Source organism: Novosphingobium flavum (assembly GCF_014230315.1).
Classification (GTDB): Bacteria; Pseudomonadota; Alphaproteobacteria; order Sphingomonadales; family Sphingomonadaceae; genus Novosphingobium; species Novosphingobium flavum.
The window spans coordinates 250,001-264,152 of record NZ_JACLAW010000007.1; the positions used below are offsets into that span (position 1 = coordinate 250,001).

The 14,152-nt window shown below is 61.1% G+C and carries 10 protein-coding genes, 2 rRNA genes and 1 pseudogene (1 of these 13 only partly in view); 5 read left to right on the top strand and 8 right to left on the bottom strand.

What is annotated here, in order from left to right:
* Both H7F51_RS11005 and rrf read left to right on the top strand, forming a co-directional pair.
* A 23S ribosomal RNA gene (locus H7F51_RS11005) occupies positions 1 to 2,237 on the top strand; it begins 557 nt to the left of the window's first position.
* Between the two features lie 108 nt (positions 2,238 to 2,345).
* Positions 2,346 to 2,460: ribosomal RNA gene (gene rrf, locus H7F51_RS11010) — 5S ribosomal RNA — on the top strand.
* 339 nt (positions 2,461 to 2,799) lie between these two features.
* Here rrf and H7F51_RS11015 read toward each other — a convergent pair.
* Together H7F51_RS11015 and H7F51_RS11020 are read right to left on the bottom strand one after the other, a co-directional pair.
* On the bottom strand, positions 2,800 to 3,498 hold the full coding sequence (locus H7F51_RS11015) for a glutamine amidotransferase (protein ID WP_185664348.1): 699 nt from the start codon (positions 3,496 to 3,498) through the stop codon (positions 2,800 to 2,802).
* A gap of 125 nt (positions 3,499 to 3,623) precedes the next feature.
* Positions 3,624 to 4,286 carry an RBBP9/YdeN family alpha/beta hydrolase gene (locus H7F51_RS11020; protein ID WP_185664349.1) on the bottom strand — a complete coding sequence of 221 codons (663 nt, stop codon included), beginning with the start codon at positions 4,284 to 4,286 and terminating at the stop codon, positions 3,624 to 3,626.
* A 193-nt stretch (positions 4,287 to 4,479) separates the two neighbouring features.
* Between H7F51_RS11020 and H7F51_RS11025 the strand changes: the two genes are divergently transcribed.
* The gene (locus tag H7F51_RS11025; RefSeq protein WP_425491021.1) at positions 4,480 to 5,448 is read left to right on the top strand and encodes a bile acid:sodium symporter family protein; all 969 of its coding nucleotides are present in this window, start codon (positions 4,480 to 4,482) and stop codon (positions 5,446 to 5,448) included.
* Between the two features lie 45 nt (positions 5,449 to 5,493).
* On the top strand, positions 5,494 to 7,488 hold the full coding sequence (locus H7F51_RS11030; RefSeq protein ID WP_343061269.1) for a glycoside hydrolase family 3 protein: 1,995 nt from the start codon (positions 5,494 to 5,496) through the stop codon (positions 7,486 to 7,488).
* Positions 7,489 to 7,527: 39 nt separating this feature from the next.
* Here H7F51_RS11030 and H7F51_RS11035 read toward each other — a convergent pair.
* Positions 7,528 to 7,773: pseudogene (locus H7F51_RS11035) on the bottom strand (acyl-CoA carboxylase biotin carboxyl carrier protein subunit); the annotation flags it as partial.
* A 961-nt stretch (positions 7,774 to 8,734) separates the two neighbouring features.
* Between H7F51_RS11035 and H7F51_RS11040 the strand changes: the two are divergent.
* Positions 8,735 to 9,211 (top strand): hypothetical protein, encoded by a 477-nt coding sequence (locus tag H7F51_RS11040; protein ID WP_185664350.1) that lies wholly within the window; start codon positions 8,735 to 8,737, stop codon positions 9,209 to 9,211.
* A 19-nt stretch (positions 9,212 to 9,230) separates the two neighbouring features.
* Here the strand turns inward: H7F51_RS11040 and H7F51_RS11045 are convergent, their stop codons facing one another.
* The 5 genes from H7F51_RS11045 to H7F51_RS11065 form a co-directional block, all read right to left on the bottom strand.
* Positions 9,231 to 10,013 (bottom strand): hypothetical protein, encoded by a 783-nt coding sequence (locus H7F51_RS11045; RefSeq protein WP_185664351.1) that lies wholly within the window; start codon positions 10,011 to 10,013, stop codon positions 9,231 to 9,233.
* A gap of 153 nt (positions 10,014 to 10,166) precedes the next feature.
* Positions 10,167 to 10,643 carry a helix-turn-helix domain-containing protein gene (locus tag H7F51_RS11050; RefSeq protein WP_185664352.1) on the bottom strand — a complete coding sequence of 159 codons (477 nt, stop codon included), beginning with the start codon at positions 10,641 to 10,643 and terminating at the stop codon, positions 10,167 to 10,169.
* 202 nt (positions 10,644 to 10,845) lie between these two features.
* Complete coding sequence (locus tag H7F51_RS11055; RefSeq protein WP_185664353.1) at positions 10,846 to 11,355, bottom strand: hypothetical protein; 510 nt, start codon at positions 11,353 to 11,355, stop codon at positions 10,846 to 10,848.
* 59 nt (positions 11,356 to 11,414) lie between these two features.
* The gene (locus tag H7F51_RS11060; RefSeq protein WP_185664354.1) at positions 11,415 to 12,590 is read right to left on the bottom strand and encodes a site-specific integrase; all 1,176 of its coding nucleotides are present in this window, start codon (positions 12,588 to 12,590) and stop codon (positions 11,415 to 11,417) included.
* 224 nt (positions 12,591 to 12,814) lie between these two features.
* A complete protein-coding gene (locus tag H7F51_RS11065; RefSeq protein WP_185664355.1) occupies positions 12,815 to 14,104 on the bottom strand; it encodes a VapE domain-containing protein in 1,290 nt (429 codons plus the stop codon).
* Positions 14,105 to 14,152 lie beyond the last annotated feature (48 nt).

A 14,152-nucleotide genomic window follows, 5' to 3' on the forward strand; every position in this document is an offset into this window, starting at 1 on the left:
ACAAGCAGTGGGAGCTCCTTTAGGGAGTGACCGCGTACCTCTTGCATAATGGGTCAGTGACTTAGTTTATCGAGCAAGCTTAAGCCGTTAGGTGTAGGCGCAGCGAAAGCGAGTCTGAATAGGGCGACTGAGTTCGATGAATTAGACCCGAAACCCGGTGATCTAGGCATGACCAGGCTGAAGGTGCGGTAACACGCACTGGAGGGCCGAACCGTTGAATGTTGAAAAATTCTCGGATGAGTTGTGTTTAGGGGTGAAAGGCCAATCAAACCGGGAAATAGCTGGTTCTCCGCGAAATCTATTGAGGTAGAGCGTCGGATTTATGCCGATGGGGGTAGAGCACTGGATGGGCTAGGGGGTCGCGAGATCTACCAAACCTAACCAAACTCCGAATACCATCGAGTCTTATCCGGCAGACAGACGGCGGGTGCTAAGGTCCGTCGTCAAAAGGGAAACAGCCCTAACCTACAGCTAAGGTCCCCAAGTCATCACTAAGTGGGAAAGCATGTGGGAATCCCAAAACAACCAGGAGGTTGGCTTAGAAGCAGCCATCCTTTAAAGAAAGCGTAACAGCTCACTGGTCTAAATAAGGGTTCCTGCGGCGAAGATGTAACGGGGCTAAAGTGATGCACCGAAGCTTAGGGTGTGATCTTCGGATCACGCGGTAGCGGAGCGTTCCGTAAGCCTGTGAAGCGGTCTGGTAATGGGCCGTGGAGGTATCGGAAGTGCGAATGCTGACATGAGTAGCGATAAAGAGGGTGAGATGCCCTCTCGCCGAAAGACCAAGGGTTCCTGCTTAAAGCTAATCTGAGCAGGGTGAGCCGGCCCCTAAGACGAGCCCGAAGGGGGTAGTCGATGGGAACCACGTTAATATTCGTGGGCCTGGTGGTGTGTGACGGATCACGTGTGTTGTCACTTCTTATCGGATTGAAGTGGCTTCGAAGTGGTTCCAGGAAATAGCCCCACCGTATAGACCGTACCCGAAACCGACACAGGTGGTCAGGTAGAGTATACCAAGGCGCTTGAGAGAAGTATCCTGAAGGAACTCGGCAAATTGCCTCCGTACCTTCGGAAGAAGGAGGCCCCATATATGCGCAAGCACTTGTGGGGGGCACAGGCCAGGGGGTAGCGACTGTTTAGCAAAAACACAGGACTCTGCTAAGTCGGCTTCAAGACGACGTATAGGGTCTGACGCCTGCCCGGTGCCGGAAGGTTAAGAGGAGGAGTGCAAGCTCCGAATTGAAGCCCCGGTAAACGGCGGCCGTAACTATAACGGTCCTAAGGTAGCGAAATTCCTTGTCGGGTAAGTTCCGACCTGCACGAATGGCGTAACGACTTCCCCACTGTCTCCAGGATATGCTCAGCGAAATTGAATTCTCCGTGAAGATGCGGAGTACCCGCGGTTAGACGGAAAGACCCCGTGCACCTTTACTGCAGCTTCAGAGTGGCATTAGGAAAGAATTGTGTAGCATAGGTGGGAGGCTTTGAAGCACCGGCGCCAGCTGGTGTGGAGCCATAGGTGAAATACCACCCTGTTGTTTTCTGATGTCTAACCCAGGACCGTTAGCCGGTTCGGGGACCCTCTGTGGCGGGTAGTTTGACTGGGGCGGTCGCCTCCTAAAGAGTAACGGAGGCGCGCGATGGTAGGCTCAGGCCGGTTGGAAACCGGCTGTTAGAGTGCAATGGCATAAGCCTGCCTGACTGCGAGATTGACGAATCGAGCAGAGACGAAAGTCGGTCATAGTGATCCGGTGGTCCCTCGTGGAAGGGCCATCGCTCAACGGATAAAAGGTACGCCGGGGATAACAGGCTGATGATTCCCAAGAGCTCATATCGACGGAATCGTTTGGCACCTCGATGTCGGCTCATCACATCCTGGGGCTGGAGCAGGTCCCAAGGGTTTGGCTGTTCGCCAATTAAAGTGGTACGTGAGCTGGGTTCAGAACGTCGCGAGACAGTTTGGTCCCTATCTGCCGTGGGCGTCGATACTTGAGAGGAGTTGACCCTAGTACGAGAGGACCGGGTTGAACATGCCTCTGGTGTACCTGTCGTTCCGCCAGGAGCGCAGCAGGGTAGCTATGCATGGACGGGATAACCGCTGAAAGCATCTAAGCGGGAAGCCTCCCTCAAGATAAGGTATCTTCGAGTCGTGATAGACCATCACGTTGATAGGCCGGGTGTGGAAGTGCGGTAACGCATGGAGCTAACCGGTCCTAATAACTCTGATCATGCTTGATGAATCCCACCATCAATGACAGCTCTGCTGTGATTGACGGGACGATCGTCCAGCCAGAACAACATCACAACAGCATCGATACATATCCCCAATTGCACCGGCTCCATTGCTTGGTGACCATAGCGTCTGTGACCCACCCGATCCCATCTCGAACTCGGCCGTGAAACCAGACTGCGCCAATGGTACTAACGCTCAAGCGTTGGAAGAGTAGGGCGTCGCCAGGCATTGAAGCCGGTGCAACTCACGGGATACACAAAAAACCCATTCACAGGTCGGACTTCGGTCCAACAGAAAGCCCCGCTTCGGCGGGGCTTTTTGCGTGTTCGCGCATCGGCATGCCGGATGACCGGGCGTGATCTGGCTTGGCTGGAGCGGAGCTGCGATCTTTTCGTTCGGCGCGGCCGGCCAGGTGTTGCCTCAGTTGATCCACGGTCCATTGCCGGCTCGAACCGGGCGGGCCCGGCGATGGGTGCTTAATCGCCAGCGCGGAGGCTGTGCGGGCGGGGGGATCACGCCTTGGCAGGTTCTCGAACTGGGCGTGATGCGCAAACCCGGGGGAGGCGTCAGCTCAGGCCCTCAAGCCATTCGCGGATCATCGCCTGCCCGGCCTGGACGGCGGCAACGCCGTGGATGTCATGGTCTTCGCGCAGGCGCTCGGGGCTGGTTCCGGCCGCGGCGATCATGTCTTCGCCTTGCGCGATCCAGGCCTCGAAACGAGGGTCGAGCCCCATTTCGGCGTGGAATTGCAAAGCCAGGATGTTCGGGCCGCGGCGGAAGGCCTGATGCGGATAGAGCGGGCTCGAGGCTAGCAATTCGACCTCGGGCGGGAGGGTGAAGGTATCGCCGTGCCAGTGCAGCACCGGGACTTCGGCAATATGGCGTAGCGGGCTTTCCGGTTCGTGGATCGCCACCGGATGGAAGCCGACTTCCTTGTGCTCGCCAGCATAGACCTCGGCACCCATGGCGGCCGCGATCATCTGCGCGCCGAAGCAGACGCCGATGGTCGGATGATCGGCTTCGATCCGTTGCGACAATCGGCGCAGCTGGCACGAGATCCACGGATGGGCCTCGCGCTCGTAGACGCCCATCGGCCCGCCCATCATGATCAGCAGATCCGGTTCGCGCAGGTCGTAGCTCGAGAAGGCCGGGTCGGCGACGTCGACGCGGTCGACCTCATAGCCGGCGGCTTCGATCGGAGCACGGAAACCGGCGACTCCTTCATAGGGAACATGGCGGATGATCAGGGCAGACTTGGTCGTCATTCGGGCTTGTGGATGGTCTCTGGAGAGGGATCGGAAAGACGCGGCCGGCGGGGATGCCGCACGGCCGCGTCAAGTTTGCGGGGATTCGGTTTCCTGCGCAAGGGAGCGCGTGTCGGTCCTTGTGGTCAATGCGGGCGCTTGGCGAGGCTTGGCCGTGCCGGGACGGGTCGACGCGGGCCGCCAGGTTGCGCTGCGCTCGGCCCGGGGAGCAGGGTCTGCAGCAGGCGCTTGCCGAACGCCCAGTCACCCAGCCCGGAATCGGCGTTGATATGGCCGACCGCGCCGGCATCGACGAAGCGGCAGCCCCAGTCCCGCGCCAGTTCGACCGCGCTGGTGCGCGCGCACCACGGATCGTTGCTGCTGGCGACGAGCCAGGCCTCGAACGGAAGTTCGCGGCGCGGGGCGGCGCCGAAGCGGGCGACGCGCGGATCGAGGCCGGGACGATCGACATCGGGGGGAGCCACCAGCAGGGCGCCGGTGACCATATGGCCCGGGCCGGGGCGTTCGTATTCCGCCCACCAGGCCACGGCGAGGCACCCGAGGCTGTGCGCCACCAGCACGACGGGGCGCTGGGCCCGCTCGATCGCGAGGTTGAGCTTGTTGACCCAGGTGTTGCGATGCGGATTGTCCCACATGCCGAGGTCGACCCGGTGACAGTCGGATCGCTCACGTTCCCAATGCGATTGCCAGTGTTGCGGACCGGAATCGCCAAGACCCGGGATGATCAGGATCAGCGGGTCGTTGGTGGTTGAAAAGGTGGCGGGGCGGTCTATCGGGGTGTGGTCCATGGCATCCTCCTGCGGGTGGGCGCCGGGCGACTGGGTTTGCGTACCGACGGCGTTGCCATAATCTCAAGTTTATTGGTAGACAATAGGCTTGCGATTATCGGTGGTGAGGGCGGGGCAGGCGGAGCCGGAGGTTTTCCCGTCGTGTGGTGTCGCCCGGCGGTCAGCCTAACCGGGCAGGAAAGGTGGAGAGCGGGTGATTTCGCGCATCAAGGGGGCCTTCGATCCCTATATCCTGGCCCTGCTGGCAACGGTCGGCCTTGCCTCGCTCCTGCCGGCGCGCGGCGAGGCGGCGGAGGTCGTGGACGCGGCGGCCAATGCCGCGATCATCGTGCTGTTCTTCCTGCACGGGGCCAAGCTCTCGCGCGAGGCGATCGTCACGGGGTTCGGCAACTGGCGGCTTCATGCCGCGGTGCTGGCGACGACTTTCATCCTCTTTCCCCTGTTGGGACTGACCATGGCCGCGATTCCGGGGCTTCCGGCCACGGCGGGGGCGGGGATCCAGTTCCTGACGCTGCTGCCTTCGACGGTGCAAAGTTCGATCGCCTTCACCTCCATCGCCGGGGGCAACGTGGCGGCGGCGGTGTGCAGCGCCTCCTTTTCCAACCTGCTCGGCATTTTCGTGACCCCGCTGCTGGCGGCCCTGCTCATGGGCGGGCACGGTGCGGGCGTTTCGTGGGACGCGGTCGAGAAAATCGTGCTGCAACTACTGGTGCCCTTCGTGCTGGGCCACGCCCTGCGCCCGGTGATCGGGGGCTGGGTGGGACGGCACCGTTCGCTGCTCTCCTATGTCGATCGCGGCTCGATACTGCTGGTGGTCTATTCCGCTTTCAGCGCGGCCGTGGTCGGCGGGCTTTGGCATAAGGTGCCGCTGTGGCAGATCGCGGTTCTGTTCGGGCTCAGCGCGGTGCTGCTGGCCGTGGTCATGGTGGTGACGTGGTTTGGCGGCCGCGCGCTTGGCTTTGCGCGCGAGGATGCGATCGTCCTGCTGTTCTGCGGCTCCAAGAAGAGCCTGGCGAGCGGGGTTCCGATCGCCGGGGTGCTGTTCCCGGCGGCGCAGGTGGGGGTAGTGATCCTGCCGGTGATGATTTTCCACCAGATCCAGCTGATTGCCTGCGCCCTGATCGCCCGCGCGCTGCACACCCGGTTGATGCGCGCGATCTGACGCGGCACAGTCGCTCCCGACAAACAGTCTGACGGGAGAGGCATTGTGCAGGATTGGTTCGGGCGGGCGGCGGGAGCCGGCGCCATTGCGATGGCGGTTGGGCTGACCGCTGCCGTCCACGGTGCGCCGCCGCCGCGCCAGCCGGAGATCGGGGGGCGGGGCAAGGCGGTCCTGACCGTGGCGGGCCTGCGGTTTCGTGATGCCGACGGCAATGGCCGCCTGACCCCCTACGAGGACTGGCGGCTTTCGCCCGAAGCGCGGGCGGACGATCTGGTGCGACGGATGACGCTGGCCGAAAAGGCCGGGGAGATGGTTCACGGCACTTTGCCCGGCAAGGGCGGGGCGCTCGGCCAGTCGGCCGATGGCTATGACCTCGATGCCGTGCGCGAACTGGTGCTTGGCCGGCACATCACCAGCCTGATCACCCGCCTTTCGCTGGCGCCGCGCCCGATGGCCGCGCAGGCCAACGCGGTCCAGGCCCTTGCCGAGCAGGGGCGGCTCGGCATTCCGCTGACCATCAGCAGCGATCCGCGCAATCACTTCCATCACGTGTTGGGAGCGGGAGAATCCGCCGCCGGAGTAAGCCAGTGGCCGGAGGCGCTGGGCTTCGCGGCGCTGGGGGACGCGGCGCTGGTGCGCCAGTTCGCCGCGATCGCGCGGATCGAATACCGCGCCGTGGGCATCCACGAGGCGCTCAGCCCGCAGGTCGATCTGGCCAGCGAGCCGCGCTGGAGCCGGCAGTCCGGCACCTTCGGGTCGGATCCGGCGCTGGCGAGCCGGCTTGGCGGGGCCTATGTCGTGGGCTTTCAGGGTGGAGAGACCGGGCTTACGCGGGGCGGGGTGATGACCGTGGTCAAGCACTGGGTGGGATATGGCGCCCTGCCCGAGGGGTTCGACGCGCACAATTACTATGGCCGCACCGCGCGGCTGAATACGCCGCAGTTGAACCTGCACCTGTCCGCCTTTCGCGGCGCCCTGGCCGCGCGCAGCGGCGGGATCATGCCGACCTATCCGATCGTCTCGGGGCCGTCGGTCGGCGGCAAGGCGGTCGAGCCGGTGGGCGCCGGCTATAGCAAGGTGCTGTTGACCGATCTGCTGCGCGGCCAGCTGGGCTATGGCGGGATCATCCTGTCGGACTGGGGGATCACCGCCGACTGCAACGAGCGCTGCCGCGCGCCGACCGCCGAGGCGCCGCAGCGCCCTCAGGACATTTCGACCGCATGGGGGGTAGAGAACCTGACCGTGCCGCAGCGCTTCGCCCTTGGAATCGCTGCCGGGATCGACCAGTTCGGCGGCACGCACGACGTTGCCGCGCTGCTCGAGGCCGCGCGGCAAGGCGCGGTCAGCGAGGCGCGGATCGACGCTTCGGTGAAGCGGGTCCTTGCGGCAAAGTTTCGGCAAGGGCTTTTCGAGAACCCCTATGTCGATCCGGCCGCGGCCGAGCGGCTGATCGCCGATCCGGCCCATCATGCCCTCGCCGCCCGGACCCAGCGCGCGGCACAGGTCCTGCTGACCGACAAGGGCCTGCCGGCACTGCGGCGGGGCGGACGCAAGGTCTGGCTGTTCGGGGCCGATCCGGCCGCTGCCCGCGCTGCCGGACTGACCGTGATGGACAGTCCGGCCGGGGCCGATTTCGCGCTGATCCGGGCCGAAAGCCCGTCCGAGATCATCCATCCCCATTCGTTCTTCGGCACGCGTCAGAAGGAAGGGCGGCTCGACTTCCGCGATGGCGATCCGGTCTATGAGGCGCTGAAGCAGGCGAGGGCGGCCGGGGTGCCTGCGGTCTTCGCCGTCTTCCTCGACCGGCCCGCGATCCTGACCAACGTGGTAGACAAGGCGGCGGCGGTGATCGGCAATTTCGGGGCGAGCGACGCGGCCGTGTTCGACGTGGTGCTGGGGCGGGCGACCGCGCGCGGGCGGCTGCCGTTCGAGCTGCCCTCGTCGATGGCAGCAGTTGCCGCGCAGGACCCGGCCCAGCCGGACGACAGCCGCGATCCGCTGTTTCCGCGCGGTGCCGGGATCGTGCCGGGGCGCAGGTGACGGGAGGCCCGGTGGCACCTCGCGGTGCCGCTGGCCTGCCTATTCGAGTTCGAGGATGATGGCGTCCACGGCGAGGCTTTCGCCCGGCGCCGCGTTGACCTTCTTGACCGTGGCGGATTTTTCGGCGCGCAGGATGTTTTCCATCTTCATCGCCTCGACCACATCGCCCTCCTTGACGTGAAGCGCGACGAGCAGGCCGGGCATCGTGCAGATCAGGAACCTTGAAAGGTCTGGCGGAACCTTCTCGATCATGTGCGCGGCGAGCGGCGCGATCCGGGCGGGCATGAAATTGGCTATCTCATGGGCCTGAATCGAGGTCGGGGGTTGCGGGATGAGAATTTCCTGCTCGTTCATAATGAAGCTGTTGGAAAACCCGCCGCCGACATTGGCTTCAATCTTGCTGGCATCAAGCAATTGCGAGTCGCAGACACCAACTCCCTACGCGAGGAGGTGAAGAAGCAAATTTCCATCTTTTACGGGCTGAGTGGCTCATAGGCGAAGGCCTATTTGGTCCGTACGCGAGAACCAGTCTCAACCCAGTTGGCCGACTGGTACAGGTTAAAGGCACTCAGCCATTGTGCTCTTGGCGCGATAAGCCAAACGTGTCTTAAACCGCATGGTTTGCAAGGATAAGGCGAACGCCCTTTGGCTCGTTCACCGGGTCTGGACTGGGTTTCGGTCTTTCAGAAGGCAAAGCGGCCTCTCCAGCCTACCGGCCGTTCACAAGGAGCCGATGATTTTCCTAGGGAAAGTACCTTTGGGAAGGTGGTGCCGCTTAGGTGATTCGAACACCTGACCCCATCATTACGAATACATTGGTATATGCATGGTATTTTTGAAGAAAATCAAGCATTTTTGTGCCGATTTCTTCAGCAAAATTTACTTGACCCACTCATGACCCAAGTGTGTACGAGATCATGTGTTCGTAGAAAGCATGTTAGAGTACTTTATACTGATGTAAAGTCGGAAAGTGACCTCTTTCTGACCCACATAGCTGTTATGTCTCACGCCCTGGCGCGACAGTTTCGCCAAGCGCCGATGCCTCATCCCTGTCAGTGAGTGGGCCGAAGCCGAAGGGCCGACGGGGCAGATGATCTGGACGCGGTATGGGGTAGCCTCGCCGCAAACGAGGGTTGATTAACGGCCCTGTGCTGTTGGGGGGCGAGACGTTCCTGATTCAAAAGCTGCCTCGCCCCCCTTGAATGTTTGCTGCCCATGGTTATCTCCTTAGGAGCGGAGAACGAGCATGAAGATTCTTCAAGTCGGAATTGACCCAGCCCGCGTGCCCGAGGCGCTGGCCGCCATCACTCCGTTTGCCTGTTCGGCCCCAATCTTGATGCAAGTTCAGCCTCTGCCGGAAGAGGCCCAAGACGAGCAAGAATTTGAGGAGTTGGCGGTGCAAGTCGCAGATGCAATCCAGCCGACTGGCAATCAACCTATGCGCCGGACGGCGCTCCAAGCCTGTCTTGGCGGACATGATACTTTCCTGGACCAAATGGGCGATCCCGATCCATCTCTCCGGAATGCGATGGGGGCGTTGTCCAAGGCGCTACGGCCATTTTCCGTCTTGGCATCGCCTCTTGATTTGATTTGCACGCGAATAAAGGAATACTTCGCGGAAGGGCAGCCAGGGGCGGGAGGCTATCGAGGCACTCGCTATGTACCCACAAAACTCGGAAGGCGAGTGTACGCAATATTAAAAGCGCGGGGTGTGTTGCGTTGAAATTGCCGTTCTTCGCACGCTACCCCCACGCTCCTTCAGGAGTGCCGATCCGTGCGAGGGGTTCGGTCCAGTCCATTTCAATTACCTGTTCAACTTTGAAGTTGGCCTCCTGTAAGCGACGCATCATTCCGCCATGGCGGGTAGCAATCATGTCCCATGCCTTGCGATACTTTTGCCGGACCTCTGTCGGGAGGGACTCGTCAGCCATGTGGCCGGAAAGATTCTCAAGATAACGAAGTAAATATGCGACCCACCACTCCATGCCTGTGGCTTCGAGGTATGCCCCCGAGAGCGGATAGCCTTCATATGGTGCGCGGATGTCATCTAGATGCTGCATGACATGAACGAAATGACATTCAGAATTGTAGGGGGTTAGCTGGAATACGTCACTGAAGCGTGCAAGGCGTGAGTCGAGAAAAACACCAGTGCATTGAATCCTTTTCTCAGATTCATAGCAATCAACCAAGGCTTGTCCATAATAAGCTTCGATATGTTTGAGCTTAAAGTGGTTGAAATCACCGAACGTTACATAGGCTCTGAAATGTATGTCTTTCACAATAAGGCGATAGAACAAATCTTGGGCGAACTCTATCAGCCACATGATTCCTTTGTTTGGATGGGAATTCCAGAATTCCTCTCCATAAACTAGTATCGTATCAGAAAATACGATTGAGGTAAAATCGTTGTCACGATGAACATTAAGGTCGTCTATGATTTCATAAAGTTCGGAGACATTGCTGCCGGAATTTATGAGATTCTTAAAGCCTAATATGTCGATATAAAGGAATAGTCTCTCGGTCATAGATGCATGGTAGCAGGACCTGTGCACCATGGAAGGTGCCTTGCTCGGAAGATCCCCAGCTATCGACTTATCATAACGCACCTTATCTGTTCGCGATCGCCGATGCAGGATCGGCCGGTCTTTCAAGATTGCGCGGGTCTGCTGAGGGATCACCTAAGTGTTGGCGTCGTCGCGGACGGCTTGGATCGCGCGCCTCGCCTTTTCCTTTTCGATCTCCTCTAGCATACTCGCGCGGGTCGGCATGCGGACGAGATCAGGCCCTACATGCTCCGGTATGATGCTGATTTCATCCCATTCCCCATCCGGGACATTGGTGCCCACGTACCGCTTCTGTCGCACGCCATCCCGCATCTCGTGGCGATAATACACGAACCGAATTTCAACAAATGGACCAGCCGCCACCGAAGCAATGTCGGGGCGGAATTGCCGGCCAAGATCTTCCACCGGCACATTCAGGGCGTTCGCTAACCGCTTCGGCCCGACCCCGTTCGCTTTGTAGGGTTCGCGCGCCGCTTCGATGCGCTTTAACGTAGCCTTGCTCACGCCTGATCTGTCCGACAGCTCGTCCAGGGACCAACCGCGCGCCTGGCGAAATGCTCTCAATGTGTCAGGCCGGATCGTTGCGGGCATAAGCAGTCGTCATTTCAGTGGCAAAAACCGGATATTGCGTCGGGGGGCCACTATCAAGAGGTGAGGGCGTTTGGGAGGGGCCCAACAATGCAAGGCATGTTGGCCGAAAAAATTAGCGAGCCAAGCCCCGGCCCCAAACGCTGTGAAGCGCCGAGACCGGGGGAATGAGTGGTTAGACAGTCATGTGTCCAGCCGAAGCCGATTAATCGGGCAGTGGGTGGTTGGTGTAGATGCCCTCGCTATCGCGCGACCACCAGTGGAAGTCCGGATTGCTGCCGGTGGCCTCTTTGAGGATGATGTTGATGTGCTTGTAGTCGCAGTTTCGTTCCAGCGTCTTGAGGGCGCGGACAATGCGTCCTCGCGTGTCGATGCCTTCGTCGATGCAGGCATGGATCGCCACCAACGCCCGAGTGTGCCGATTACCGTCGCACTTGTCGAGGATCGCCCGAATTCGGCGAAAGGCTGCAGTCGGATCGATTTCCACCGGGGAGAGGCCCTTGGTGGGAGGTGTGGGTGAAGCGGAAGCTGCAGCAGGAATACTTTCCTCACCCTGCGCTGACTCGCCAGGTGCAGGCACAGGTGTCGGCGCGAGAGTCGGGTCGGGGGCGGAGGTGATTGCAGGATCGGGCGTCCGGTCAGGAGCGGAGGTCGGAACAATGAGGTTCGCCGCGCTGATGCGGGGCTTTGATGGAGTATAAATAGGCATATCCATTGGGGAATCCTTGTTTGAGGTCCGGCCGCCGCTTTGGACGGCCGGTGAGAGGTTGAGGGTCAAGCGGCCTTGGTCTGGGCTGAGGCAGCCTGCATTTGCAGGGCACCGGCCTCCACGGCGCGCATGAGGGTGTCATTGGCGAGATGGGCGTAGCGCATTGTACTCTGGTGGTCGGCGTGACCCAGAATGCGGCCTACGGCGAACAGGTCGATCCCGGCATTGACCATGAAGCTTGCCGCCGAGTGCCGCAGATCGTGGATGTGCAGATCACCAAGGCCAGCGGCATCCCGGGCCGTTTGCCACGGGTGCTTGATGTCGGTGAACGGCTTGCGAGTTTTCGGGTTGGGGATCAGCCAAGGGCACTTATCCCAGCGGGGCAGCTTCCCGATCACGTCGAGGGCGGCCTGGCTGAGCGGAACGTGGCGAGGCTTCCCGGTTTTGGTGACGGGGATATACCAGAGCTTGCGGTCGAGATCGACGTCGGCCCACTTGGCCTTGAGCAGCTCGTTCTTGCGAGCACCCGTGTACAGCAGCAGCCTGACGATGTTGTGGAGTTGGGAGTTGGCCGAAGCCTTGGCCTTTTCCAGCAGGCGTGCAGCCTCGTCGGCAGTGAGATAGCGGTTCCTCTTGTTGTCGTAGCGCGGGCGGGGAATGCCGCGCACCGGGTTTGCCTTCACCCCCGGCGTGTTCCAGCGCAAAGCCAGTTCGAATGAGCGATTGAAGATGATACGGATTTTCTCGACCGTGGCCGGGGCAAGGCCGGACTCCCGCTTTTCCGCCAGCCACTTGGCAATCTCCTGCGCGGTGATTTCGTCGAGGCGCTGCTTCCCCCACTTCGGGCGGAGATGCACTTTCAGGACACGATCGATGTTGTCGGGGTTGCGGGAATAGGTGCGGACATCGGCGATGTGCTGATCGGCGAGATCGTTGTAGGTCGGAACGGCCTTCTTGTCGGCCTTCTCCTCGGCAGGACTGCCGCCCATCACCACTTCGGCCCGCAGGCGTTTGGCGGCCTTCTGGGCAACGGCGAAGGTGATGTCGGTATAGCCGCCGATCTTCTTTTGCCGCTGGCGCCCGTAGCTGTCGAAATAGCGCAGGGCATAGGTTTTCACGCCGCTGGCGTGGCATTCCAGGGTGAAGCCGGTGATGGCGGTATCGTAGTAGTCGGTCCGTTTCTTGCCGGGTTTGCATTGGGCCGTCAGGGCGAAGGTGGCGTCGAGTTTGGCGGTAGGCATGGCTGTTTCCTTTTTTGATGTTGATTGCCGGGTTGGCCGCTGGAGGCGGCTTTCGCTGGGCAAGGGGAGGGGGATCGGCGGACCGAACTTCGGTCTCCGTGCGGGCCTCAGGTGCCCGGTTGCGTAGATTGGGCGAGGAGGGGGAGGCGACGGCGCTTCACCCCGAACGGGGCAGAATGGTCGAGTCCAAGGCGCGGGAATTGCCACCCCCTGCCCCCACCGGGCTAGCTACCTCTGGCGTAGGGCGAGCCGCCGTCGCGGATGGTGATCCGCCACTGATCACGCCCCTGCACGCGTGATGGCGCGCCAAGAGTTTCGCGCAGGGTGGCCCCGCATTCCTTGGCCTGGGCATTGCTGGGGTAGTTGATGCCAAGGTCGCGCAAGAGTTGGCTTGCGGTCATGTACGTCCCGCCGCCATCCTTGCCAGCCTCGACGTCGATGTGGTCGAGAACACGCTCACGGATTGCGCTGATCGCCCGGTGCCGGAGGTTGTAGCGGGTAAGGGATTCTTCCTCCGAAGGCTTCAGCCACCATTGCCCTCCGGCTTCAAACTCGACCTTCAGCTGGGCGAATACCTGCTGCATGTCGATTGTATGGTCGTAGTCCAGCCGCTCGACCGCTATGGTCCAGAAGCGGCTGTTACCGGTATGGTCGACAAGGAACGCCTCATCGTTGACCGTGGCGGCGAATACCGTCCGGCGGTCGTATTCCATCTCGCTTCGGGCATAGGGCGGACGAACCTTATCACAGTCGCTCGTGAGAAAGCCCTTGAGCCGGGCAACGTCCTTGCGAAACGTACTGTCGAGCTCGCCGATTTCCACGATCCAGTGGGCAATAGCGCCGAGAATTGAGTCCTTGTTGGATCCGTCGAGGTGATGGTCCCTCTTCACGAGCTCATTGCGCAGCGGCCCTGCCGGAACAAGGTTGGCGATCCACGTCGTCTTGCCGATCCCTTGCGGCCCCTGCAGCGTTAACACGCCTCGGGCATGGAACCGGCGGCCCTGCAACAGAGCGGCGGCGGTTGCAGACAGGAGCCACCGATGGAGCAGCAGCGGCTTCAGGTAGGACGGATAACCATCGGCTGTCTCGACGGTCGCATAGAAAGCGGGAAGGCGGTCTTGGCCATCCCACGGCACGCTACCGATCCAGTCGGCCACCGGGTTGGTCGGATGCCGCATCGCAACATCGTGGAAGAACTGCAGCAACCAGTTCGAGCCGTTCAGGCGGTTGATGTTCGCCAAGCTGATGATGTCGTTGACCGTCGCTGGCCTGCCGTCGCGCCAGCGCAATTCCGGGCGCTTCTTGAGCACGTTGAACCGGACAGAGATACCGCTGCGGTCGAGCAGGTGTTCGACATTGTCGATCGTCAGCGGCAGGCTGGAACTGCCCGGGGCGGGGCCATCGGGAAAACTCGCGGAATCGAGTCGGCGCGGGTTGGTGGGGGGAGGTGGTGGGATTTTGGCGAAATTGTCTGGTGGGGCGGGTTCGGATTCCGCCTCGGGTAGGTCTGGCATATTTACTTTCACGGGCTTTGGGGTACCCCCTCGGACGCTATGGTCCGA

Excerpts from the sequence above, each read along its gene's own strand:
- H7F51_RS11015 (WP_185664348.1), bottom strand. The coding sequence starts at position 3,498 with ATGACGACCAAGTCTGCCCTGATCATCCGCCATGTTCCCTATGAAGGA.
- H7F51_RS11020 (WP_185664349.1), bottom strand. The coding sequence starts at position 4,286 with ATGGACCACACCCCGATAGACCGCCCCGCCACCTTTTCAACCACCAAC.
- H7F51_RS11040 (WP_185664350.1), top strand. The coding sequence starts at position 8,735 with ATGAAGATTCTTCAAGTCGGAATTGACCCAGCCCGCGTGCCCGAGGCG.
- H7F51_RS11045 (WP_185664351.1), bottom strand. The coding sequence starts at position 10,013 with ATGACCGAGAGACTATTCCTTTATATCGACATATTAGGCTTTAAGAAT.
- H7F51_RS11050 (WP_185664352.1), bottom strand. The coding sequence starts at position 10,643 with ATGCCCGCAACGATCCGGCCTGACACATTGAGAGCATTTCGCCAGGCG.
- H7F51_RS11055 (WP_185664353.1), bottom strand. The coding sequence starts at position 11,355 with ATGGATATGCCTATTTATACTCCATCAAAGCCCCGCATCAGCGCGGCG.
- H7F51_RS11060 (WP_185664354.1), bottom strand. The coding sequence starts at position 12,590 with ATGCCTACCGCCAAACTCGACGCCACCTTCGCCCTGACGGCCCAATGC.
- H7F51_RS11065 (WP_185664355.1), bottom strand. The coding sequence starts at position 14,104 with ATGCCAGACCTACCCGAGGCGGAATCCGAACCCGCCCCACCAGACAAT.